Genomic DNA, 23,621 nt, shown 5'->3' on the forward strand with positions numbered 1-23,621 from the left:
GTACGCATCTTAAAAGGCGGATATTCACTTGTTATAAAGCAGCTCTCGTCTGCCTTGCTTTATTATAACGTTTCCTTCAGCGAAAAGCAAGCCGGGCAGAAAAAGCGCAGCGGAAAAACTTCCGCTGCGCATACCATGAAACGCGAAACAATAGCCTCACCGGCATCGATTCAGATTGCCGATGGAACGAATTCCTCTTCTGCATAGCCATAGCGTGCCGTAACCCGATAAATCAAACGATTATCTTCTGCACTGCGGATCGTAATGTGATCCAGATCCCGCAGCAAGGCCTTGATATCCATTACCGCAGCCATGCTGCGAATATACTCCACAGCACGGGCCATGCTCGTCTTGTGACGTTCCGGTTCCGCCGCACCTTCATGATAGATTTCCATATTAACACGGGCCTCGCGGTTCACACTGCGCCGACAAAGCTCCGGCTCCCACGCATTGGTGATTTTTTTGACGCGCTCAATCTGTTCCATACCTCATGCCCCCAACGAATTGTCTGCATCATCCGTTCACTGCAAGTTCGCACCAAATCGACGCTAAACGTTATTTATCATAACAGGATGTTTCCCTTTCGTCAAGGACATGTGGCTTCCCGCGCTTCACTCAAAGATTAAACGGTGCAAACAATTTTTTCATATAATTGAACCCTTTTGTAATGGCCTTAAGCAACGGTTCCATCGCCTTCGGCTGGCGGATAACCAACTGCATCGCCTTGCGGCGGAGAGTACGGTATTCGGAATCGAAAAAGCGCAGTTGTTCCTCCATTTCCATTTCCACCGAAACCTCAGGAATATTCGAAGGCTGAATTTCCGAAGCACGCCCATCGATTTTAACGACATCCCCCCGGAAAGGAATATATACCTCCTCGCCACATTCCTTCTGGATTCGGCTTTTTAACGCTTCCTGAGACTGGCCTTCGCCATGAACGATAAACACCTTAGCCGGCTTGGGATCCTGAAAATGATCGATCCATTCCATCAGCTGATTGGCATCGGCATGAGCAGAAAAGCCATCCAGCATCTGGATCTTTGCCTTCACGGCGACCTCCTCGCCCAGCACACGCACCCGTTTGATCCCATCAACCAAGCGCCTTCCAAGGCTCCCCTCAGCCTGATAGCCAACAAACAAAATCGTAGACTCCGGCCGCCAGAGATTATGTTTTAAATGATGGAGGATGCGCCCGGCATCCGCCATGCCGGATGCCGACATAATAATCGCCGATCCCTCCGAACTGTTCAACGCCCGGGACTCCTCTGCCGTCTCACAGACACGAAGCTGCGGGAACCGTGTAATCTTGCCGCTTTCCTTGAATAAATCGATGGTTTCATCGTCAAAATCCTGAAAGTTCTTCAAAAAAACGCGCGTCGCATTGATGGCCAGCGGACTGTCAATGACAATCGGAATATCTCCATCCAGCCGACCGGCTTTCCATAATTTATAGAGATAATACAGCAAGGTCTGTGTACGCCCTACGGCAAAGGACGGAATAATCAAATTACCGCCCCGGTCCATCGTATCATTGATGATCTCCAGCAGCGCACTTTCCTTGTCATAAATCTGATGCAGCCGATCTCCATACGTAGACTCGACCACCAGAAAATCTGCGCCGTGAAGAATCGCCGGGTCCCGGATGATTGGCTGGTCCGGCTGTCCAAGATCGCCGGAAAACACTAGTTTTGTCGTCTTATTCTCTTCCGTCACATACAGCTCAATGATAGCCGAGCCCAAAATATGTCCGGCATCGTGGAAGACCACGCGAAGATTATCTCCAAGCTCAAACTCCTGTTCATAGGGAACCGGTACGAAATGCTCCAATGCAGCCGCAGCGTCTTTCAATGTATAGATCGGCTGCACCGGATTCTCGCCGCGTCGGCGGCTTTTCCGATTGGACATCTCTGCATCCGCTTCCTGTATATGTGCGGAATCCGGCAGCATGATCTGCACGAGATCACAGGTCGCCTTTGTCGCATAAACGCTGCCCTGAAATCCCTCCCGAACCAGCTTAGGAATCAAGCCGCAATGATCCACATGAGCATGCGTGAGCAATACCCCTTCAATATCTGCGGGATTAAAGGAAAATCCCTCATAATTCAGGTCACGGACGCGCCGCGCTCCCTGAAACATGCCGCAATCGATCAGATAATGCTTCTCTTTTGTCTCCAGCAAATAGCAGGAACCTGTAACGGTATGAGCTGCACCTAAAAATCCTAGTCTCATGACAAAACGCCCCCTCTGTCTCTTTTTATATATTAAATATTCTGACCTTTTTCTCTTTTTCCTGCCTAAAAAAAGAAAAACCGCCCGACAGAAACAAATTTTGTCAGGCAGTTTTTTCGAACCACTCTTCTCGTCTGCTATTTATTCCTCACCGATCATGCGGACCTCCGGCTGAAGCCGCACGCCATGTTTCTCATAAACCCGGCGCTGGACCTCCCGAATCAGCCGGATCACATCATCGGCCGTCGCATTCCCCGCATTGACGACAAAACCGGCGTGTTTTGTCGATACCTGCGCGCCTCCGACCTGCAGACCCTTTAGCCCCGTCTGATCGATCAGCGTACCGGCGTAATATCCGGCCGGCCGCTTGAAGGTGCTGCCGGCACTCGGCATATCCAGCGGCTGTTTGCTTTCACGCCGCTGTGTAAAATCATCCATTTTTGCGCGAATCGCCTTGCCATCGCCGGGCTGCAGCTGCAGCTCGACCTCGCAGATCGCCTCGCCGTTCGTCTGAAACACGCTGTGCCGATATCCCAGCTCCAACGCATCACCAGAAAAAACATGAACGGCACCGTCCCCATCAACCGCCCGGACGAGAGCCGCTACATCTTTCGTTTCCCCATCGTAAGCGCCGGCATTCATGAATACGGCTCCGCCGATACTGCCGGGGATACCGCAAGCATACTCCAAACCGGTCAGCTGATTTTCTGCGGCGCATTCGGAAACATCCTTGAGCAAAGCTCCGGCCCCGGCAATAATCCGCGTCCCCTCGCACCGGATATAGGACATCGGCTCGCCGAACTTCACCACAACTCCACGGATCCCCTTATCCCGAACCAAGAGATTCGATCCATTGCCCAGCAAAGTAAGCGGCAAATGATAGTCCCTGACCAGCTTCAAAATCTGCTGCGTTTCCTCCATTGTCGCCGGAAAGATCAGACAGTCAGCCGGACCGCCGATCTTGAACGTCGTATGCAGGCTCATCGGCTCATCGAGCAAAACGCGGCCAGACTTCACCACACCTCGGCACGCTTCGATAAAATTCTTATCCATCCCTACTACGATCCTTTCCTGTTTCGTCTATCCTCACTTGCCGTTCTTCCACATGCGCAGTCCCGGTCCGGCCTCTGCCAAATGAACAAAATTCTGCTGGCGCATGGCCTCATAAGCAACAATCGCCACAGAATTGGACAAATTCAGCGAACGCGCCCCTGCGATCATCGGAATGCGTATGCAGCTGTCCCAATGCTCATCCAGAATCGATTCCGGTATTCCTGCCGATTCTTTGCCAAATACCAGCATATCATCCGGCCCAAACACCGCTTCCGAATAAGAGCGCGGCGCTTTTGTCGAACAATAAAAAAACCGGTGGCCATGATACATCGCCAGAACCTCATCAAAATTCTCATGATAATGAACCCGGACCAAATGCCAATAATCCAGTCCGGCACGCTTCAAATACTTATCATCCGTTGAAAACCCCAGCGGCTTTACCAAATGCAGCTCCATGCCAACGGCGGCACAAAGCCGGGCAATATTTCCTGTATTTCCCGGAATCTCCGGTTCAATCAAAACGATATGCAAAACAGACACCTCAAAACAGACACATTAGCCTTTCCATTATAACGAATTCTTTACACAAAAACAACCCATCGGATCTGGTCCGATGGGTTGTCTGCCGGAATCATTTCAAAACCGCACCTGTGCTGGCAGAAGTCGTCAACCTTGCATAGCGGGATAAATATCCGGTCTTGATCTTCGGCTCTGGCTGCGTCCACTTCGCCCGGCGCCGTGCCAGCTCTTCATCGCTTACCTTGAGCTCCAGCCTCCGATTCGGGATGTCAATCAAGATGATATCTCCATCCTCGATCAGACCGATCGGACCGCCTTCCATCGCCTCTGGTGAAACATGACCGACACAGGCTCCCTGACTGGCCCCGCTGAAACGTCCATCGGTGATCAGACCAACCTTCAACCCTCGTCCGGTGATTACCGCCGTCGGATTCAGCATTTCCTGCATACCGGGACCGCCCTTTGGCCCTTCATAACGGATCACCACAACATCGCCATCATGAATATCTCCCGCCATGATCGCGTCACAGGCCTCGGTCTCGGAATCATAACATTTTGCCTTGCCTTCATAAATAAGCATATCCTCTGCCACAGCCGACGCCTTGACGACTGCGCAGTCGGGGGCAAGATTTCCCTTCAAAATCGCAATGCCGCCTTCCTTGCGGTACGGATGATCGACGCTGTGAATGACCTCACGGTCCAGCACCTCAGCATCCCGAATCCGATCCCCCATCGGGCCAGTTACAGTCATAGCATCCAGATGAATCAGATCCTTTTGGGAAAGCTCGTGCATCACAGCGGAAATCCCGCCGGCTTCATCCAAATCCACCATATGATGATGGCCGCCCGGACTGAGTTTCGTAATATACGGCGTGCGGCGGGAAATCTCATCAAACAAAGGCGCGGGAAGCTCCAGCCCTGCTTCATGCGCAATCGCAGTCAGATGAAGCACCGTATTCGAAGAACCGCCGATCCCCATATCTACCGTGATCGCATTTTCGAAAGCCTCACGCGTCAGAATATCGCGCGGGCAGACATGATTGCAGACCAAATCCATGATTACAGCACCGGCACGTTTTGCCAGCAGCCGACGGGCGCCGTTATAAGCAGCGGGAATCGTGCCGTTCCCCGGCAGAGCCATACCGAGCACCTCAGACAGGGAGTTCATCGTATTCGCCGTAAAAAGTCCTGCACAGGAACCACAGCCAGGGCAGCACTTCGATTCCAGTTCCTCCATCTCTGCGTCGCTCATCTCTCCGGCTGCATACTTGCCCGCCGCCTCGAAGGCCTGACTGACCGAAACATCACGCCCGTGGAACCGTCCCGGCAGCATCGGACCGCCTGACACAACAATAGCGGGGATATTCAGACGGGCTGCCGCCATGAGCATGCCCGGAACGACCTTGTCACAGTTTGGAATAAGCACCAGCCCGTCGAACCCCGAAGCCATGGTCACAGCCTCGACAGAATCAGCGATCAGCTCCCGGCTGGCCAGTGAATACTTCATCCCGGTATGGCCCATGGCAATACCGTCACAAACGCCGATAGCCGGAAACTCAATCGGCGTTCCTCCGGCTGCAGCCACTCCCAGCTTGGCTGCTTCGGCAATTTCCCGCAGATGAATATGCCCCGGAATGATTTCATTAAATGAATTGCAAATACCGATCAGCGGCTTTTTCAAATCCTCCGGCCCATATCCATTCGCATGAAATAAAGAACGATGAGCGCATCTCGTAGCGCCCTTTTTGACAATATCACTTCTCATGATAAAACTCTCCTACTCCTGAGCAATACTTTGCATCAAATGTCTTTTTCTCTCAGACATTTGATGATACAAACTCAATATGTAGTTACAATTTTACCGCAGTTTCTCGGGTATTTCAATAGATTCACCCTAAAATCTTTACAAAGCAACAGATATTAGAACTCGATTCCCTTCTGTGCCTGAATTCCCTTCTGATAAGGATGCTTGACCATCTTCATCTCCGTGACCAGATCAGCACGTTCCAGTACGGCCGGTCTGGCATCCCGTCCGGTCAGAACCAAATGAAGCTCCGAAGGGCGGAGATCCAGCAAGCCAAGGACTTCGGATTCTTCGATCAGACCAAACTTGACCGCATAATTGATCTCATCCAGAATGATCAGATCCCACGCTCCGCTCTGGATCGCTTCCCGCGCCTTGCCGACAGCCCTTGCCGCAGCTTCCTGATGTTCCGGCTCTGTGCGAGTGCCCCGCTGCGTAAACCCCAGCCCGCACTGCTCCACACAAATCCGGCCGTCGACCTCAGCCAAAGTCTGGATGGTATTCAGCTCGCCATAAGTCTGTCCGCCCTTGATAAACTGCAAAATCAAAACGCGCAGCCCGTCCCCCCAGGCCCGCATGGCAAGCCCCAGCGCGGCCGTTGTTTTTCCTTTTCCATCGCCAGTATGAACCAGCACCAATCCATGCTTTTTCACTCACATCGCCTCCCGTTTTATGTTATACTACTTTTATGTATTTCTGTATATAAAAACCATCATTTACGAACAGAGCTATCCTTCATAATCGTTCCGTTCGCAAAAATCTTATTATCGCTGGTGTTCGCATGAAAAAATTTTTTCTCTTTGTTTTTATTCTTTTTTCCTTTACGGTATGTGTCGCCTTTCTGGCCGAAAAGACAGACCTGCTCGGTCTGCAGAATAGGACAATGGAAACGTCTTTTGATGAACAGGACGGCCATCTGACGCTTTCCTGGGATCCCCTTCCTTACCCCTGTTTCTATAAAGTAGAAACCTATGCCCGTACCACCGGCCGTCTGGAAGATGAACCGGACTGCCGCCTGCTGGACAGCGGCTATACTGCGACGACCTCATTTGACGTACCGCCCAGCAGCATCCCGGTATTTTACCGCATCACGGCCTACGGAATGTTCGGTCCGCTTACACCGCCGTCGCAGCCGATCGAGAATCCAATCTACAGCAAAAATCCACTGTCTCCGACGATCATCAGTCATTACACCGAAGACACCCCGGCAAGTCCGGCGCCCTTCCTGATTTGGCACTCCATTCCCAACGCCGTCTGCTATGAGGTAGAACTGCTCGCCGGCCGACCTGAGCAGGAAGGCGGTATCAGCCTTTCCAGCAAAACCCATCTGGAAAGCACCAAACAAATCTTCACCAATGGCTGGCAGGCCGACCTGAAAAAATACGCCTCCCGGAAATTTATTTACTGGCGGGTCCGGGCGCTCGATATCCGCCACAACCCGATCGGCGAATTTTCCAAAGCAGAACCGCTCTACATCGATGCCAGCCTGCCGCAGCCCGACCAGCCTCTGCCGAACGATTTCAACAGTATGCCCCGGTTCCAAATGCCGGTCTATCCCGTATATCAGTGGATCCCCCTGCACAATATCAACCGCTACGAAGTGGAGCTCCTGATCCATCCGCCTGCCGAGGAAAATGGAACGCAGCCGGATCCGGACCGCGTATGGTCGCGAATCGTCGACTCAGCTACCGCCTGCTACGATGAATACCCACGCCCCTACGCCGGCGATTATTATTGGCGTGTCCGGGCCGTTGACAAGCAGGGAAAACCTGTCAGCAGATGGTCAGACACCGCTCATTTCACCATGCCGCAGCAGCCCGAACGCGTTACGGCCGCCGTGTTAGGAGACAGCATTACGCATGGCGGCGGAGCCGTATCCAATTCGCCAGCGGCGCTGGAATACAGCTATACCACCTATCTCGATTTTCCCTGCCTAAATCTTGGGCGAAGCGGCGATACCTCCGCCATGACCCTGCAGCGTTTCGATCAGGACGTTCTTCCGTTTCATCCGGTCAACCTGCTGATTCTCACGGGAACAAACAGCCTGCGCGCCCCCAACATCTCTGCTGAAATGGTCATCCACGATCTAAAAGCCATCCGCGAGAAATGCGTGGAGAATGACATCCGCCCCATTTTTCTGACGCTAATGCCCGTCAACCCCGACAACATCCAATTCGCCTTTCATACCCCGACCGATCCCTCATGGCGTCAGAAACTTTTTTCCATCAACGGCTGGATCCGGCAGCAGGATTATTTCATCGACCTGGAACCCCGCTTCTATGCGCCGTCGCACGACCGCATGGACCCCGTATTCTCGGTTGACGGACTGCATCCTGACGTATACGGGAAAATGCTCATGGGCGAAATCATCAATCAGAACCAGCATCTGCTGGCCAAACCGGACTCACAGTAAATACGGCGCATACCATGGCATCTTCTTTTCCGCGGCCACAGTCGTCGGTTCAGAATGACCGCTCAACAGCGTCATCGAATCCGGCAGCGTGAGAATCTCGCGGGCAATGCTTTGAAGAAGCGTATCTTCATCCCCGCCGGGCATATCCGTACGCCCATAACTTCCCTGAAAAACCGAATCGCCGACAAAAGCGACACGATCTTTCAAACTATAATAAATACAGCCATCCGACGTATGACCGGGAACCGGCACCATATGCAGCCGAAAATCCGGATTCGCCGCCAGAACAATATCACTTCCATCCGGCAGATACTCCACATCGCTGAGCACAATCGGCTGACTTGTTTGTGCAGAAAGATTCCATTCCGGCCGCTCTACATAAAAACACCCGTGTTTTTGCATATTGACCGGAATCTTCAATTTTTGCTGCAGCTCCTGCACCGCTCCGATATGATCGAAATGGCCATGTGTCAGAAGAATCCGTTCTATCACAAACTCACGCTGATTAATAATTTCCAGCAGCTTGTCCGCCTCTGCTCCCGGATCAATCAAAAAACCATGTCCGGTATCGTCATCAATATAGAAATAGGAATTGGTCGGAATATACTGCATGACCACAGTCTGGATTACCATACACATCTCTCCTCTATCTCAACATACCTAACGTCTTTTTCTCCATTGTAGGACAAATTTCCCAGAAAAGCAAAACACAAAAAGGCTGGCGCAGGAGAGCCGCATCCATGATCTGCAGCGCGCTCACGCCAGCCTTTTCCTATTATTCATAGCCCGGTCGCCCATACGCCAGAGCAAACGGAACCGGACCACATTCGACGCAATACGCGACGGTGAGCGGAGGTGCACGCCAGAAACATCATCGATTTTCTTTGCCGCCTTGCGCTCCTCAACGATGATTTTATCGCCCTTGATATGACTGCGCTTCATGATGTTCAAAAACGCCTTTTCCACAACCTTCCGCGGGGCCTGCTCCGTCTCTGCGGAATAGCGCATGGGATTTTGCTATGGATTTTTAGTGTGCAGGCTAATGATATAATCCGCCTAAAACTCTCCTGACACAAAAATGACCGGCCAGATTGACATGTCAACGACTGTCAATCTGACCGGTCAGATATTTAACTGCAAAATGAATTAAAATTTTTTGCTTTTGCTGATGATTTTTTCCTGCACATAGGTGATGAAGTCGTCAATCTTCATCGTCTCGCTTTCCTGCACGCCGCGTTTGCGGACGGATACCGTCTTGTCAGCAGCTTCCTGATCACCGACGACGAGCGTGTACGGTGTCTTTTTGACTTGGCTCTCGCGAATCTTATAGCCGACTTTTTCGTTGCGGTCGTCGACTTCTACGCGCAGGCCGAGGACAAACATTTTCTTCTTGAGTGCGTAAGCGTAATCCGCATGTTTCTCCGTAATCGGCAGGATGCGGATCTGTACGGGGGCCAGCCAGACAGGGAAAGCTCCGGCATAATTCTCAATGAGAATACCAATAAACCGTTCAATCGATCCATATACTACCCGGTGCAGCATGACGGTACGATGCTTTTCGCCATCCTCGCCCACATAAGTCAGATCAAACTTCTCCGGCATGAGCATATCCAGCTGGATGGTTCCGCACTGCCAGGTACGCCCGATGGAGTCACGCAGATGGAAATCAATTTTGGGGCCGTAAAAAGCGCCGTCTCCTTCATTGACCACGTATTTCAAGCCACGATGTTCCAACGCATTGCGCAGCGCATTGGTTGCTCTGTCCCAAATTTCATCCGATCCCATGGAATCGTCCGGACGTGTGGACAATTCCGCCATATAAGTAAGACCGAATGTGCTGTACACTTCGTCAAACAAATCAATTGTATGCTGAATCTCTTCCTCAATCTGATCCGGCGTAACGAAGAGATGCGCATCATCCTGCGTAAAGTTGCGGACGCGGAACAGTCCATGCAGTTCGCCGGACTTTTCATGGCGATGGACGAGGCCAAGTTCGCCCAAACGCAGCGGCAGGTCACGATAGCTGTGCTGTCTGGAATTATAAACCAGCATGCCGCCGGGGCAGTTCATCGGCTTGATCGCATAATCTTCTCCATCGATCTTGGTGAAATACATGTTTTCTGCATAATGATCCCAATGGCCGGACTGTTCCCAGAGCTTGCGGTTCAGGATTATCGGTGTTTTGATTTCCTGATAGCCATACCGGCGATGCACTTCCCGCCAGTACTGAATCAGCTCATTGCGAATAACCATGCCGTTTGGATGGAAGAACGGGAATCCCGGCCCTTCCTCGTGCAAACTGAACAGATCCAGTTCTTTGCCCAGCTTGCGGTGATCGCGTTTCTTCGCCTCTTCCAGCATGTTCAGATAGGCATCTAGATCTGCCTGCTTTTCAAAGGCCGTGCCATAAATACGCTGCAGCATCTTGTTGTGCTCATCACCGCGCCAGTATGCTCCGGCGATGCTCTGCAATTTCAGCGCCTTTACCTTTCCTGTGGTAAGGACATGCGGGCCGGCGCAGAGGTCCGTGAACTCTCCCTGCGTATACATCGTAATGGAGGCATCATCCGGCAGATCGCGGATGAGTTCTACTTTGTAGTCCTCACCCTTTTCCTCAAAGAATTGAAGTGCTTCCGCACGACTGACCTCTTTGCGCTCAAGGGAAAGATTTTCCTTAACGATTTTCTTCATCTCTTTTTCAATATGGACAAGATCTGCCTCGCTGAGTTTTTTATCCATATCAAAATCATAGTAGAATCCGTTGTCAATGGCCGGGCCAATCGCCAGCTTCACATGCTGATCCGGATACAAGCGCTTCACGGCCTGCGCCAGAATATGAGAAGCGGTATGCCGCAATGCCCAGCGGCCGTCGGCATCATCAAAAGTAAGGAACTCGACGGCACAGTCTTTGTCCAGAATCGCCGACAGATCCTTCGTCTCCCCGTCTACTTTGGCTGCCAGAACTTTCTTTGCCAGACTGTTGCTCACACTCTTAACAAAATCCAGAAGCGTTTTCCCGGACTCAAACTCGCGTACAGCACCATCTTTCATCGTAATCTTTAACATGGGGTTCTACCTCCTTAAACTAAAAAAGCTCCGTCCCTAAAACATAGGGACGAAGCATTGCATCGCGGTTCCACCCTGATTGCCACGCTGCAGCCATGGCCACTCAGTATCTGTTAACGGAAGAAAATCCGTCTGCATCTACACACCCAGTATATCACCAGACTTCTATGCAGCGGCTCAGAAGCGGTATCTGTGTCTGCTGTCTTAGGATACTCTCACCAGCCGTATCCCTCTCTGAAAGATGCTCGTACTCAGCATTGTCTTCTTCATTGCCTTTGATTGACCTTATTATAGGAGCCTCCTTTTATTCTGTCAAGGATTTTCTTTATTTTTCTGCCACCTGTGTCTCAGGTGCCTGCAGCAGGGGAATCAAGAGCTCCTGCCCCTGACGCAGTCCGCTGCCGTCCGGATTCAGATCGTTAACATCGATGATGGCCTGCTGCAGTTCGCGGACCCTTGTCTCGTCCCTTGTATAGCGCCGGGCGACAGACTGTATGTCCTCCCCCTGCTGTATCTCCACCCGGTCAAAGGTATTGCTGCGCAGGTATTCATTCGTCAGATGCAAAGGAGAAACGGCAATAAGAATCATCACAGCCGCCAACAGCCATATTCCCTGTTTCTTCATGACAGACACTCCTCTCTTATTAGAACATATCTTTCGAAAACATATTTTCTCCAAAATTATGTTCTTATATTATCACAGAACGCATATTCCCGCAAGTGTTTTTCGAACATTTTTTCGCGGAACGTGTTGTCTGATCTTTTTTCTTGACGTGTCGTTTGCATCTGATAGAATAAAGTGAGACTTATTCAAAAGGGTTTTTACTTCCTCTGAATTTAGTCGAACTTTCCCAGCGCCCGTTAGTATCGGATAAAAACAAAACCGTTCCTATCAGAAAGGATTTTTCCATGAACATTTACGGTGCAGTCATCATCGAACAAGGGGTCACGTTCGCTGTCGTATCGGTTCGGAACTCTGTCACCATGTATACCACTCGCATCATACAAGTCAGGCAGGAGCTCTCCGCCTTTTTCCCAAACATGCCGATCATCCTGATGAGCCGGGATGCCGAAGGAACGCCACATTATTACGGACGCAAGGATATCGTCGATTTTCTCAAAACGATCCGGCCGGAGCAAATTCCATGGAAAACGTATCATGTTTACGGATGAAGAAAGAAGGCCTTGTTATGTATCTATTTCATTATGTGTCGGATATTTTTTGTTTCATTGTCCTGCTGGTCACGCTGGACATCATCTGGACCAATATAAAGGGCTATGGGGCTGAACGAAAATACGGCTGGTGCTTTGCCTATGCAGCCGGAGGTATCGCCGTATTTTGTGTCTTGCTGGCCATCAGTACGGCTATTCGAAATCTTTTATCCTAACGCGCAAAGCCGGCAGGTTATCGCATAATCATCGATAACCTGCCGGCTTGTTTTAATTTTTGGCGCTATGACGAAAATATCGGAGCGGCAAAATCAGCAAAAAGTTGAACACAAGGATCGTCAGAATAAGCAATGCGCCGATTCCATCAGTGATCGTATCCCGGTCAGGAACCAGGCCGGCGCTCATCAGATACCAAAGATGGACAGCCAGTGTTTCTCCACCGGCCATGACATCTGTATCGTACATGAACCGCGACACCGTCGTACCTGCCGTAAAAATCAGGATGGCTGTTTCGCCCAATGCCCGTCCTGCCGTCAGCGTAATGCCGGTAATGATGCCCGGCATTGCACTTGGCAGCACCACGCGGAAAATGGTCTGCAATTTTGTCGCGCCAAGAGACAAACTTGCTTCCTCATAGGATTTTGGCACCGTCCGGATGGATTCCTCTGTCACGCGAACCAGCATCGGAAGGTTCAGCAGAACCAGCGTCAGCGCTCCTCCGAGTATGCTGAATCCCAAATGCATTTCATTGACGAATACAATCATCCCGAACAATCCGAGTACAACGGATGGCACCGTCGCCAGGCTCTCTACCGAAAGCCGGATGCAACGAGTCAGTCGGTTATTTCTGGCATATTCCGCCAAATAAATCCCCGCGCCGACTGCCAGCGGAATGGACACAGCCATGGACAGCAGCAACATATAAAAGGAATTGAACAGCTGCGCCCCGACACCGCCTCCGGCTGTAATGTCACTAGACCGCCCCAGAATAAAGTGGAGGTTCAGGACAGGAAGTCCTTTGTAAAGAATATATCCAAGAAATACGGCCAGCAGAGCGAGGATGAAGAATCCCGCGCACCAAAGTCCGGCAACCGCAATCCGGTTCTGTATTTGTGAACTCATGTCAGGCCACCTTTCTCTGCCCGAAGCGGCGAATCAGCAGAATCATTCCCAGTGACAGAATCAACAGAACAAACGCCATGAGAAACAACGCGTTCCCCCAAACCGATCCGAACGGAGTATTGCCCATTTCCACAACGATATTACTGGTAAGCGTGGCCGTCGGAGTAAACAGGGACGTGATGAGCTGCGGCGTATTGCCGATCAGCATCTGCACCGCCATCGTTTCCCCGACGGCTCTGGCCATCGCCAGAACAACCGCGGTCAGGATCCCCGGGGCAGCTGCCGGAAGGACAACATGAACCATCGTCTGCCACCAGGTTGCCCCCAGCGCCAGCGATGCCTCTTCCAATGGACGCGGCACCGCCTGAATCGCATCAACACTGATGGAAAGAATGGTCGGCAGAATCATGATGGACAGCACGGCCGAAGCCGCTAAAACACCGAAGCCAGTTGTTACGCCGAACTGTGTGCGCAGGAACGGAACCAGCAGGACAAGGCCAATATAGCCGTATACAACCGAAGGAATGGCGACATAAAGATCGGTTGCCGGACGCATGATCCTTCTGAGCCAGACCGGCGCTACCTTCGCCAGAAAAATCGCACCGAGCAGGCCGAGCGGGGTTCCCAGCGCCACAGCCAGCAACGTAGAGGTCAATGACCCGACGATAAAGGCCAACGCTCCATAGCTTCCAGCCGACGGATCCCAGCGGGCACTGCCGAAGAATTCCACCGGACTTACCTGTGTAAAAGTCAGCAGTCCCTGTCTGCCTACAAAAAAGATAATCGCAAAGATAATCAACGTCATGAAACAGGCTGATGCAACAAAGAGATACTTCCCGCATTTGTCATAGAATAACCTGCGCTCATGTCCCTGCCCGGGGCTCCGGCTCGCCACAGGTTTACTGCACTTTGCTGCCTGTTCCATCGTGATTGCCTCCTGTTTTTCTGTCACTTATTTCTTCATTTTGCTGACCGGAATAAATCCCAGCTTCTCTACCTGACTGTTCTGGAACTCATCGCTGAGGATATAATCGATGAAGGCCTTTACTGCGCCTTTCGGCTCGCCCTTGGTATACATATGGCCATATCCATAAATCGGATATTTCCCATCGATAATGTTCTGTGCAGTGAATTCCACACCATCGAATTTCAACACCTTGACCGAATCGTCGGCATAAGGCGCATCAACGTATCCAATGGACCCCGGCGTGCTTGCAATAGCCGCACGAACCGCACCGTTCGAATCCTGAATCACCGCATCATCGGTAAATGCAGCTCCTTTGAGGACTACATCGCTGATCGTCGCACGGGAACCGGAAGACTTAGCACGATGAATCAGCGTGATTTTCTGATCCGCACCGCCGACCTGACTCCAGTTCGTAATCTTTCCGGTCAAAATATCGATGACCTGCTGTCTCGTGAGGTTGTCCACCTTGTTTTCCTTATCGACGATAAAGACGAACGGCTCCACAACAACCTTATGATCGACCAGTCCTTTATCTTTATATTCGTCCGGCAGGTTCACATCGGAATTTCCGATATCCACTGAACCTTCTGCCACCTGATTCATACCGGTAAAGGAACCGCCGCCGGCCACATTGACCGTAACCTTGGCATTTTTCTCCTGAAAGGCTTCCTGAGCCGGTTTCAGCAGCGGAAGAAGCGCGGTAGATCCCGAAGCACTGACCTTGCCGGACAACGCTTCAGCCGCATTCGACCCGCCGGAAGATGACTGCGATCCGCCGCAGCCTGTGAATACCATGGTTGCTGCAACCATCAAGGCACTCATTGCCAGACCAATTTTTTTCTTGTTAAACATGTTCCTCTCCTCCTAATGAACTGAATCAAAAGCCTTTCGCTTTCTTCTTTTATGCTAACAGACTATTCACCGCTAATTGTTGCGGCTATGTTAATTTTAGGTAAAACGATTCCCAGGCCTGAACATATCCTGAACATATTATGATAAAATATTTTTATCACGAAGGAGGTTTGCACTATGCTTCACGCCCACATTACCCGCCGGTTTACCGCATCCATTCTGCTTGTCGTGCTGATTTCCCTTGCCTGTCTGAGCGGGTATCTGCTGCATTTCTTCTATCAAAATACGATGGCCAGCGAGCAGGCGACGCTTCTCCTCAACGCCCGCATAATTGATACGACGCTGTCCGACAAACTCTATCAAAAAGACCCGCATCTCGCCGGCATTGCCGATAAAATCAGCCGTCAGACCTCTCTGCGCATCACTATTTTAGATAACAACGGGGCGGTTTTAGCGGATACCTCCGAACCGGCAGACAAGCTGGACAATCATCTGAACCGGGAAGAGGTTCGTCAGGCCTTATCCGGATCCTCCGACTACGGATCGTCTATACGCTACAGCAATACCCTGCATGAAAATCTGATGTATGCGGCCATCCCTGTTTATCGCGACGACACGCTCATTGGCATCATACGAACCTCTACTTCGCTGGCTCCCGCCGAGCAGGCATATCGTCAGATCGTCCGAAGCATCGCCGTCGCTCTTCTGATGGCGCTGGCGGCTTCTCTGGCTCTTGCTTTCTGGCTGGCCCGAAGACAGCTTCGCCCGCTCCTGCTTATGAACCGCGATGCGCAAAAAATCACAAAAGGAAACCTGTCGCACCGCATCCGACTCCGCACCGGAGATGAATTCGATATGCTCGCCCTTACCATCAACAAGTTGACAGCCAGCCTTGCCGCAAAGATCAAAGAGGCACAGGCCGACGCGCATAAATTTTCTCTGATTTTGGAACAAATGGACAATGCGGTCATGTTGATCGATCCGCAAGGAAAAATCATTGAAGCCAACCGCAAAGCCTGTGAACTTTTCCACATACAGGAATCCATGCTTCCTCATCACAGCATCCATCTCATCGGCAGCGCTCTGCTTTCGGAAAAGGCACGACAGATCATGAAAAGCAACCGGGCAGAAGCATTTACCATGCAATACGAAACACACACGTTTGACGTCTTTCTCTCCGCCTTTCAGAATCAGAAAGCCCCCGCCGTCCTGGCTGTATTTCATGATATTTCCGTTTTGCAGGAACTGAACCAGCGTCAGGCCGAATTTACGGGAAATGCTGCGCATGAACTTGCGACGCCGCTTACCTCGATCTCGGGATTCGCTGAAATCCTGCGCGAGGACGACTTCACCTCCCCTGACGATTCGCACCATTACGCCGATGTCATATACCGGCAGGCGCAGCGCATGACCCGCCTGATTCAGGAACTGCTGCAGCTCACCCGTTTGGAAAACAAAACGTATCAGGCGCAGATCCCTCAGCAGATCGTCAGCGGAAATGAGCTGCTGCAGGCAGCGGCGGGTTCCCTGCAGAAAAAAGCCTCGGCCAAGCATCAGCAGCTGAAGCTGATATTTTCGCCCGAGCCGCCAACAATAAAGGCTGCGCAGGATCTGATGGAACAGGTCCTGCGCAACCTCATTGATAATGCGATTAAATATACTCCGGAACGGGGATGTATTACCGCCTCCTGTCAAACGGACAAAGAGCAAGTATGGTTCACCATACAGGACACCGGTATCGGCATACCGGAAGAATCGCTCCCCCGTATCTTCGACCGGTTCTACCGCGTCGATAAAGCCCGCGCCCGCAAGACAGGCGGAAACGGCATCGGTCTTTCCCTCGTCAAATTTCTGGTCGAGCTCTTCGACGGAAGGATTCAGGTGGAGAGCATCCCGGAAAAGGGTACCACGTTCACACTGACGTTTTCGTATGCTTCTGCGTGTGAATCCGTTCCGCCGTTTCCAGATAAATGATCCATTCTGCGATATTCACGGCATGATCCCCGATGCGTTCCAGAAAACGAGAGACAAACAGCAGCTGTGTAATTTGTTTCTGGCGTTCCGCCACTTCCGTAACCATCCCTGACAACATGTAGAAGGTTTTCGTCACCAAATCGTCCATTCCCTGATCCATCTTGCGCACTTCATCCGCCATGACGACATCCCGCCGACGATACGCCTCGATCGCTTTTTCCAGCATAGCTTCCGCGTAATCGCCCAGCGAAGAAATTTTCTGCAGTTTATCCAACTCCCATGCTGCATCAAAAGACATAGCCGTTTTGGCAATATCATAGGCATGATCGCCAATGCGCTCAATGTCCGTCGATATCTTGAATCCGGTGGCAATCACACGGAGGTCATGGGCAATCGGCTGCTGCTTGGCGATGAGCAAAAGGCAATAATCCTCAATATCGATAATCATATCATCAATTGCATCGTCTGCTTTCATAACCTCTTCGGCCAGCATCCGATCGCTTTCCATCAGAGACTTCATGGCTTTGTGCAGCGCCTGACGGGCCGTTTCGCCCATGATTGCCACTTTATCCTGCACCGTCTGCAGATCCCGGATATATTCCTGTCTGGTCTTCTTCATCGTATCCATCCTCCCTACATCAGCCAAATCTTCCCGTAATATAATCTTCGGTCTTCTTATCACGCGGTTTCGTGAAAATCACATCGGTCTTATCATGCTCAATCAGTTTCCCATTCAGGAAGAAGGCCGTTTCATCGGAAACGCGTGCGGCCTGCTGCATATTATGCGTGACCATAACAATCGTATATTTTTTCTTAAGCTCTGCCACCATTTCCTCAATCTTCATCGTGGAAATCGGATCCAGTGCAGAACACGGTTCATCCATGAGGACCACTTCCGGCTCCACCGCCATCACCCGGGCGATACAAAGGCGCTGCTGCTGACCGCCTGACATGCCCATCGCAGACGATTTCAATCTGTCCTTCACCTCATCCCACAAAGCGGCGCCGCGCAGGCTTCGCTCCACAATCTCATCCAGTTTTTTCCGGTCGTTCAGTCCATGCACACGGCAGCCGTATGCGACGTTGTCATAAATCGACATGGGAAACGGATTGGGACGCTGAAAGACCATCCCGACCCGCTTGCGCAGCTCAACCAGATCCATGTTTTCCTGATAGATGCTCTCGCCGTCCAGCTGAATCTCTCCATCAATACGTACCCCTTCAATCAGATCATTCATGCGGTTCAGCGTGCGCAGAAATGTCGATTTGCCACAGCCAGACGGGCCAATCAAAGCTACGACATGATTCTCCGGTACCTCAAGCGAAACATCATATAACGCCTGATGATCGCCATAATACAGGTTGAGATTCTTAATATTCATCTTCATCTGTCCAATACCTCCCTGATGCTTCATTTGAAAGCATCATGCCTTTTCAAGTACGGCCTGTCTGGCCAAAGTCATCTGTGCATTAACCGCTTCTCCGCTCATCAAAAGCCGGTGATAGTACCCATCACTGCCCAGACGGCGGGCTTTGGTATTGTCCCGAAGCTGCAGATCCAGCATGGCCAGAATGCGCCTCCGTATCTCCGGATCATAGATCGGACACCCCACCTCGACACGATTTTCTGTATTGCGGGTCATCCAGTCTGCTGAGGCAATATATACCTCAGCTTCCTTCCCGCAGCCAAAGACGAACACTCTTGCATGTTCCAAAAATCGCCCGACAATACTCCTCACATGAATATTTTCCGTCTTTCCGGGAATTTCCGGCACAAGACAGCAAATACCGCGCACGATCATATGAACAACTACGCCGGCCGTCCCCGCTTCCTTCAATTTATCGATAAGCTCACGGTCTGTCAGGGAATTCATTTTAAGAAGAATACGGGCTTCCTCTCCGCGAATTGCCTTATCGATCTCCCGCTGAATCAAAGCCAGTAATTTTTTCTTCAAATTGACCGGTGCGACCAGCAGTTCCCTGTATTCCCCATACAAATTGGAAATACCCATATTCCGAAAAAATACGGCGGCATCACGGCCAATGCTGCTGTTTGCCGTCAGCAAGGCCAGATCCGTATACAGATGCGCTGTTTTGGCATTGAAATTTCCCGTACCGACATAGGTAATATAAGAAAGCTCTCCACCGCGCTGGCAGGTGATCAGACATACCTTGGCATGAACTTTATATCCTTCAAAACCATAAAGAATATGCACTCCTGCATCTCTCAGACTGTCCACCCAGCTCATGTTATTTGCCTCATCAAAGCGCGCCTTGAGTTCCAGCAGGACGGTGACCTCTTTTCCCAGCTCAGAAGCCATGATCAGATAATTCATAAGCTGAACATGACCTCGTCCAATCCGGTAAATGGTGATCTTAATGGATGCCGTATTCGGATCATAAGCGGCTTCACGGATCAGCCGCAGAAAAATGTTGAAGTCATCATACGGATAAGACAGCAGCCGGTCTTTCTGTCTTACTGCCTTCATCATGCCGAATTTTTTAAAAAGATCCGCATGTGCAGCCGAAACGAACGGAGGATAACATAACTGTTGTTTTTGCCGCGCCGTAAATTCCTTTTCCAAGTCATAAACAAAATCAAGCCGAAGCAGAGCAGTTGTCACATAAACCTGCTCCATGGGAAGATGAAGCTGGCGGGAAAGATAAGGAGCCAGCATGGAATCGCCATCAGACTGGATCTCAATGCGCACCGGCGGCAAATGCTTGCGCAGATGAAGCACCTTTTTCATCTGTTTCAGATAATCATTCCCATATTCCACTTCCTCATCGTCCGGACTGATATCCGCATCCCTTGTGATGCAGAAAACGCCTCGGTCTATGATTGGATAAGAGGGAAAAACCTGCTCAATGAAGGCCAGCATGACTTCCTCGATCAAAAGATATTCCATCCGATTGCTCGGGAGAAGAAGATACTGCGGCAAGGTATGAGGAACGGGAATCATGCCAAGCGTGATACGGTGCTCATGCTTGAGCAGCGCTGCTACAAACAATTCTTTATTCTCAAGATGCGGGAAAGGATGATGCAAATCAAGAATCTGCGGAGAAAGAACAGGTAAAATCTGATCAGAAAATTCCTGCTCATAATACCGCTGTTGTTCTCCGCCAAGATCGGCAAAATCCAAATGTACGATTCCAGCCTGTGCCAGCTTGCGTGATACGTTTTCATAAACCATATCGCGCTTGGGATAAAGCTGCTGGCAGGCAGAAAAAATATGATGCAGCTGCTCGGCAGGTGTCATCCGGCTCTTATTATCACGCTGATTCGGCTTGATGTGCAAAAGATCCATAAGGCTGCCTACCCGAACCATAAAGAACTCATCGAGATTGCTCGTAAAAATCGCCGTGAACTTCAGCCGCTCGTAAAGCGGCACTGTTTCATCCTTCACCTCTTCGAGGACACGCTCATTAAACCGCAGCCATGACAATTCCCGGTTTTGTGTGAAGCTCGTATCATGCCTGGGGGCTTTCTTCTCCAGAAGTATTGAAGCCATCTGCCGTCTCCTCCTTTACAGGCTCTGCATCCACGTTCTCCTCCTCTTCTTTTCCGGACTGCAGAACATATCGATAAAGGTATCCGTCCCGTACGCCTGCCTTGGTGACTTCCACCCATTCGCTCTTAAAATGTTTCAGCAGCGTATTGAGAATAATCATGCCTGGCAGCACCGTTCTTACCCGGTCTGGTACTACGCTCAGCAAAACATCCAGTGTTTCCGTAGGGATGGCCGCCCCTTCATCATTTTGGAACAGTTTGATCATTTTTTTTAGATTTGGCGCCTTAATTCGCGTATTATCCGGTGCCAGCTGGAACAGATAATTATTGAGTTTTTTTGCCGCGCGGATCGAACCTCCGATTCCGCAAATGATCGAATAACTGCCATAATTCAAATCGGCGTCGTCCTTCAGCGCATCCAATACCGCCTGTTTGATGGCTTTCCTCTCCATGCGGGTCGGCAGGATATTCGACACATACGCGTCATAGGTATTCAGTGAACCGATCGGAATACTTGTCTTTTTCCGTATCGCACCATTCTTGTAAATAACAAGCTCCGTACTGGCACCGCCAATATCTACCATCAATCCGTCTTCCAGAGACTCTGCCGCCCGTTCCATAGCATGTGACACGCCAACAAAGTCAAGCTCCGCCTCCGCTTCACCGGAAAGCACCTTGATCTCCACTCCGGTCCGGTTCATGATTTCCTCTACCGCCGCCCGGCTGTTCTTCGCATTGCGCAGAGCAGCCGTCGCAAAGACATGCATCTCGCGAATAGAAAAATCACGGAGCAAGGTCTGAAAATCGTGCAAAACATAACAGGCCCGTTCAATGCCTTCCGAAGTCATCTGTCCGTTTTTAACATAACTGGCCAGTCCGACCGATTCCTTCCTGCTCATAACCAGCGAAAAGTGACGATCATCCGCCTTATAAATATTCAGCCGAACCGAATTCGACCCGAGATCGACAATTCCATACAACATATCCATTACCTCCATCATGATGGGATATTTGTTCTAGCCTTATTCTACGGGAATCCAGTCCACCGACTGTTACAAAATTGTAAATTCTATGTTACGTTTTCTTCTTTCCCTGCCGATTTTTTCGTTTTGCCAGACCGAAGCCCGGTTCTTTTCACCAAAGCGGATCCTCTGAGCCAACCCGAAAAGAACCAAAGTTAAGGATTCTCTTTCCTCTTCTCTTCAACACGCATATACTGGATAAAATGAAACATTTCATCCAGACCCTCATTATGCTCGTCCCCTGCAACAGCGGACAGGCAATGACCTTCGTGAAAAAATTCATCGATCTGAAAGCCCAGCCTGTTTACATAGAAATGAATATTCCGCTTCTCAAAATAAGGCGTAAAGGTCTTCCATATCCTGATACCGGGATGTGCTCTCTCAACGGCATGCCAGGAATGAACGCATAGATCGTCGGCACCACGACAAGCGTCAAAAGCGTCGAGGTGCCGAGCGCCGCCGCGCAGGGCGTTCCCGCCTGCATGCGCTGCTTGGCAAAGTCGATACGCCTGCGTCAGACGCGCAAGCTGCGCCTGCCCATCCTCGACGAGCACCTGCGTCACCTGCCCGGAGAAGCGGCTGCTGACAATCGACGAGGTCAGCCCCTCCACCGTACCGGAAAGCGGCAGGGTTGCCGGCTTTTCCACCAGCTTCACCGTTTCGATTGATACCGCAAGCGGCTGCAGCGCGGACGTCTCCTCCTCCGTCGCCCCCAGCATCCGCCAGGCGAGCAGCGCCAGCACCGCCGCCAAAAGAGTCGCCATCCCGTAGCGCACCTTGTGATTTCTCATCTGAAAACTCCTTTTATAGACTGTGGTCAGTAATAAAAAATAAAATAAATAAAAGCAACCAATATTGACCTTGGTCAGTAAAAAGTATACAGTGCCGCAGAAAACTTCTCAACCGCCCCTCCTGGAATGCTGCGCCCCTGCTCCCTTGCAGACCACCCGGCTGACAGTTTTTCCAGAAACGATACTCCCGCCCCTTCAAAGAAACATTCCATCGCATTTTTACTGAATATGGTAAGACGAAACCTTTTTCCTGTAAAACATATTGACATGCTATGTATACTAATGTATTATGATGAATATCATACTGTTACACGATCATATTGCGAGGTGCTCATTCTATGAAAAAACGATTCTTACTAAGCCTGACCATTCTTTTGTTCGCCGCGGCGGCTATGACGGCGGGCTGCGGCTCGGATATGCAGGCGACAAAGCCGCAGATGCTGCGCGTGGGCATGGACGCGAGCTATCCGCCGTTCGGCTCGCAAAATCAGGAAACCAAGGACTACGAGGGATTCGATGTCGATATCATCCGCGCCATCGCGGCGGAAGAGGGCTTCGACGTCGAGATCAGCAACCGCTCCTTCGACGGCCTGATTCCGGCGTTGCAGTCCAAAGAAATCGACATCGCCATCAACGACATCACGATCACAGACGACCGCAAGCAGTCAGTAGATTTTTCCCAGCCGTACTATATCGCAGGGCTCGGCATCGTCGTCCGCGCGGACAATGACACGGTCCATACGGCCGAGGATCTGCAGGGCAAGGCACTCGGCGTTTCGATCGGCTCGACGGGCGAAGAGGCGGCACGCAAGATTCCCGGCGCCAATGTCCGCGTCTTCAACGCCATCAACGAAGCATTTCTCGAGGTACAAAACGGCGGTGTCGACGCCGTCGTCAACGATATCCCGACCAATGAATACTATGTGAGCCATGCGGGAGGCAAACACGTGCGCACAGCAGAAGTTGCCCTGACGAAGGAATACCTCGGCATCGCCGTGCGCAAGGGAAATCATGAACTGCTCGAAAAAATCGACAATGGCCTTGCGAAAATCAAGGCCAACGGAAAATTCACAGAAATCTATAAAAAGTGGTTCGGCAAACAGCCGCCGCAGGAACTTCTGCAGTGAA

The 23,621-nt window shown here is 51.0% G+C and carries 23 protein-coding genes and 1 other annotated feature; of the genes, 5 read left to right on the top strand and 18 right to left on the bottom strand.

Translation table 11 applies throughout. The annotated features are described in order from the left end of the window. Positions 1-170: 170 nt before the first annotated feature. The 6 genes from FYJ78_RS06410 to cobO all read right to left on the bottom strand — a co-directional run bounded on the left by FYJ78_RS06410 (position 171) and on the right by cobO (position 6,258). Positions 171-485, bottom strand: a complete 315-nt coding sequence (locus FYJ78_RS06410) for a hypothetical protein (RefSeq protein ID WP_154620575.1) — start codon at positions 483-485, stop codon at positions 171-173. Between the two features lie 130 nt (positions 486-615). Further along, positions 616-2,229 (bottom strand): MBL fold metallo-hydrolase RNA specificity domain-containing protein, encoded by a 1,614-nt coding sequence (locus FYJ78_RS06415; protein WP_154620576.1) that lies wholly within the window; start codon positions 2,227-2,229, stop codon positions 616-618. 141 nt (positions 2,230-2,370) lie between these two features. After that, a complete protein-coding gene (murB, locus tag FYJ78_RS06420) occupies positions 2,371-3,282 on the bottom strand; it encodes a UDP-N-acetylmuramate dehydrogenase (protein ID WP_154620577.1) in 912 nt (303 codons plus the stop codon). A gap of 33 nt (positions 3,283-3,315) precedes the next feature. Beyond that, positions 3,316-3,813, bottom strand: a complete 498-nt coding sequence (locus FYJ78_RS06425; protein WP_154620578.1) for a tRNA (cytidine(34)-2'-O)-methyltransferase — start codon at positions 3,811-3,813, stop codon at positions 3,316-3,318. 100 nt (positions 3,814-3,913) lie between these two features. Continuing rightward, a complete protein-coding gene (gene ilvD / locus FYJ78_RS06430; RefSeq protein ID WP_154620579.1) occupies positions 3,914-5,566 on the bottom strand; it encodes a dihydroxy-acid dehydratase in 1,653 nt (550 codons plus the stop codon). 155 nt (positions 5,567-5,721) lie between these two features. Then, entirely contained in the window at positions 5,722-6,258 is a 537-nt protein-coding gene (gene cobO / locus FYJ78_RS06435) for a cob(I)yrinic acid a,c-diamide adenosyltransferase (RefSeq protein ID WP_328597662.1), read from the bottom strand. A gap of 128 nt (positions 6,259-6,386) precedes the next feature. Here cobO and FYJ78_RS06440 point away from each other — a divergent pair, with 128 nt between their 5' ends. Then, entirely contained in the window at positions 6,387-8,018 is a 1,632-nt protein-coding gene (locus FYJ78_RS06440; RefSeq protein ID WP_154620580.1) for an SGNH/GDSL hydrolase family protein, read from the top strand. Here the strand turns inward: FYJ78_RS06440 and FYJ78_RS06445 are convergent. The 4 genes from FYJ78_RS06445 to FYJ78_RS06460 all read right to left on the bottom strand — a co-directional run bounded on the left by FYJ78_RS06445 (position 8,010) and on the right by FYJ78_RS06460 (position 11,709). After that, positions 8,010-8,651 carry an MBL fold metallo-hydrolase gene (locus FYJ78_RS06445; protein ID WP_154620581.1) on the bottom strand — a complete coding sequence of 214 codons (642 nt, stop codon included), beginning with the start codon at positions 8,649-8,651 and terminating at the stop codon, positions 8,010-8,012. The genes FYJ78_RS06440 and FYJ78_RS06445 overlap by 9 nt on opposite strands. Before the next feature lie 123 nt (positions 8,652-8,774). Then, positions 8,775-9,026: a hypothetical protein gene (locus tag FYJ78_RS06450; RefSeq protein ID WP_195847894.1), complete on the bottom strand. Its 252-nt coding sequence runs from the start codon at positions 9,024-9,026 to the stop codon at positions 8,775-8,777. A 138-nt stretch (positions 9,027-9,164) separates the two neighbouring features. Next, positions 9,165-11,084, bottom strand: coding sequence for a threonine--tRNA ligase (gene thrS / locus FYJ78_RS06455; protein WP_154620583.1), 1,920 nt, complete (start codon positions 11,082-11,084; stop codon positions 9,165-9,167). Between the two features lie 42 nt (positions 11,085-11,126). After that, positions 11,127-11,363, bottom strand: a binding site (T-box leader). A 46-nt stretch (positions 11,364-11,409) separates the two neighbouring features. Beyond that, positions 11,410-11,709 carry a LysM peptidoglycan-binding domain-containing protein gene (locus tag FYJ78_RS06460; protein ID WP_154620584.1) on the bottom strand — a complete coding sequence of 100 codons (300 nt, stop codon included), beginning with the start codon at positions 11,707-11,709 and terminating at the stop codon, positions 11,410-11,412. A 284-nt stretch (positions 11,710-11,993) separates the two neighbouring features. Between FYJ78_RS06460 and FYJ78_RS06465 the strand changes: the two genes are divergently transcribed. Both FYJ78_RS06465 and FYJ78_RS06470 read left to right on the top strand, forming a co-directional pair. Continuing rightward, the gene (locus FYJ78_RS06465) at positions 11,994-12,257 is read left to right on the top strand and encodes a hypothetical protein (RefSeq protein ID WP_154620585.1); all 264 of its coding nucleotides are present in this window, start codon (positions 11,994-11,996) and stop codon (positions 12,255-12,257) included. Between the two features lie 17 nt (positions 12,258-12,274). After that, positions 12,275-12,472: a hypothetical protein gene (locus tag FYJ78_RS06470; protein WP_154620586.1), complete on the top strand. Its 198-nt coding sequence runs from the start codon at positions 12,275-12,277 to the stop codon at positions 12,470-12,472. 52 nt (positions 12,473-12,524) lie between these two features. Here the strand turns inward: FYJ78_RS06470 and pstA are convergent, their stop codons facing one another. Genes pstA through FYJ78_RS06485 form a run of 3 tightly spaced genes read right to left on the bottom strand, consistent with a single transcriptional unit; the run spans position 12,525 to position 15,195 of the window. Beyond that, positions 12,525-13,376, bottom strand: coding sequence for a phosphate ABC transporter permease PstA (gene pstA, locus FYJ78_RS06475; RefSeq protein ID WP_154620587.1), 852 nt, complete (start codon positions 13,374-13,376; stop codon positions 12,525-12,527). A gap of 1 nt (position 13,377) precedes the next feature. Further along, complete coding sequence (gene pstC / locus FYJ78_RS06480) at positions 13,378-14,301, bottom strand: phosphate ABC transporter permease subunit PstC (RefSeq protein WP_154620588.1); 924 nt, start codon at positions 14,299-14,301, stop codon at positions 13,378-13,380. Between the two features lie 27 nt (positions 14,302-14,328). After that, on the bottom strand, positions 14,329-15,195 hold the full coding sequence (locus tag FYJ78_RS06485; RefSeq protein ID WP_154620589.1) for a phosphate ABC transporter substrate-binding protein: 867 nt from the start codon (positions 15,193-15,195) through the stop codon (positions 14,329-14,331). A gap of 177 nt (positions 15,196-15,372) precedes the next feature. Between FYJ78_RS06485 and FYJ78_RS06490 the strand changes: the two genes are divergently transcribed. Then, on the top strand, positions 15,373-17,169 hold the full coding sequence (locus tag FYJ78_RS06490) for a sensor histidine kinase (protein ID WP_154620590.1): 1,797 nt from the start codon (positions 15,373-15,375) through the stop codon (positions 17,167-17,169). On the opposite strand, the gene phoU is transcribed toward FYJ78_RS06490, so the two are convergent. The 5 genes from phoU to FYJ78_RS06515 form a co-directional block, all read right to left on the bottom strand. Continuing rightward, complete coding sequence (gene phoU, locus FYJ78_RS06495) at positions 17,108-17,788, bottom strand: phosphate signaling complex protein PhoU (RefSeq protein WP_154620591.1); 681 nt, start codon at positions 17,786-17,788, stop codon at positions 17,108-17,110. The two genes, FYJ78_RS06490 and phoU, sit on opposite strands and share 62 nt — an antisense overlap. Before the next feature lie 19 nt (positions 17,789-17,807). After that, the gene (gene pstB, locus FYJ78_RS06500; protein ID WP_154620592.1) at positions 17,808-18,557 is read right to left on the bottom strand and encodes a phosphate ABC transporter ATP-binding protein PstB; all 750 of its coding nucleotides are present in this window, start codon (positions 18,555-18,557) and stop codon (positions 17,808-17,810) included. A 36-nt stretch (positions 18,558-18,593) separates the two neighbouring features. After that, positions 18,594-20,681, bottom strand: a complete 2,088-nt coding sequence (ppk1, locus tag FYJ78_RS06505) for a polyphosphate kinase 1 (protein WP_154620593.1) — start codon at positions 20,679-20,681, stop codon at positions 18,594-18,596. Then, positions 20,641-21,663: a Ppx/GppA phosphatase family protein gene (locus tag FYJ78_RS06510; protein WP_235899909.1), complete on the bottom strand. Its 1,023-nt coding sequence runs from the start codon at positions 21,661-21,663 to the stop codon at positions 20,641-20,643. Before FYJ78_RS06510 ends, ppk1 begins: the two co-directional genes overlap by 41 nt. A gap of 194 nt (positions 21,664-21,857) precedes the next feature. Further along, positions 21,858-22,493, bottom strand: coding sequence for an efflux RND transporter periplasmic adaptor subunit (locus tag FYJ78_RS06515; protein ID WP_154620594.1), 636 nt, complete (start codon positions 22,491-22,493; stop codon positions 21,858-21,860). Between the two features lie 338 nt (positions 22,494-22,831). On the opposite strand from FYJ78_RS06515, the gene FYJ78_RS06520 reads away from it, so the two are divergent. Then, positions 22,832-23,620 carry a basic amino acid ABC transporter substrate-binding protein gene (locus tag FYJ78_RS06520; protein WP_154620595.1) on the top strand — a complete coding sequence of 263 codons (789 nt, stop codon included), beginning with the start codon at positions 22,832-22,834 and terminating at the stop codon, positions 23,618-23,620. The last annotated feature ends 1 nt before the right edge of the window (position 23,621 follow it).

This window comes from Wylensekiella montiformis, from assembly GCF_009697385.1.
Taxonomy (GTDB): domain Bacteria; phylum Bacillota; class Negativicutes; order Selenomonadales; family Selenomonadaceae; genus Selenomonas_A; species Selenomonas_A montiformis.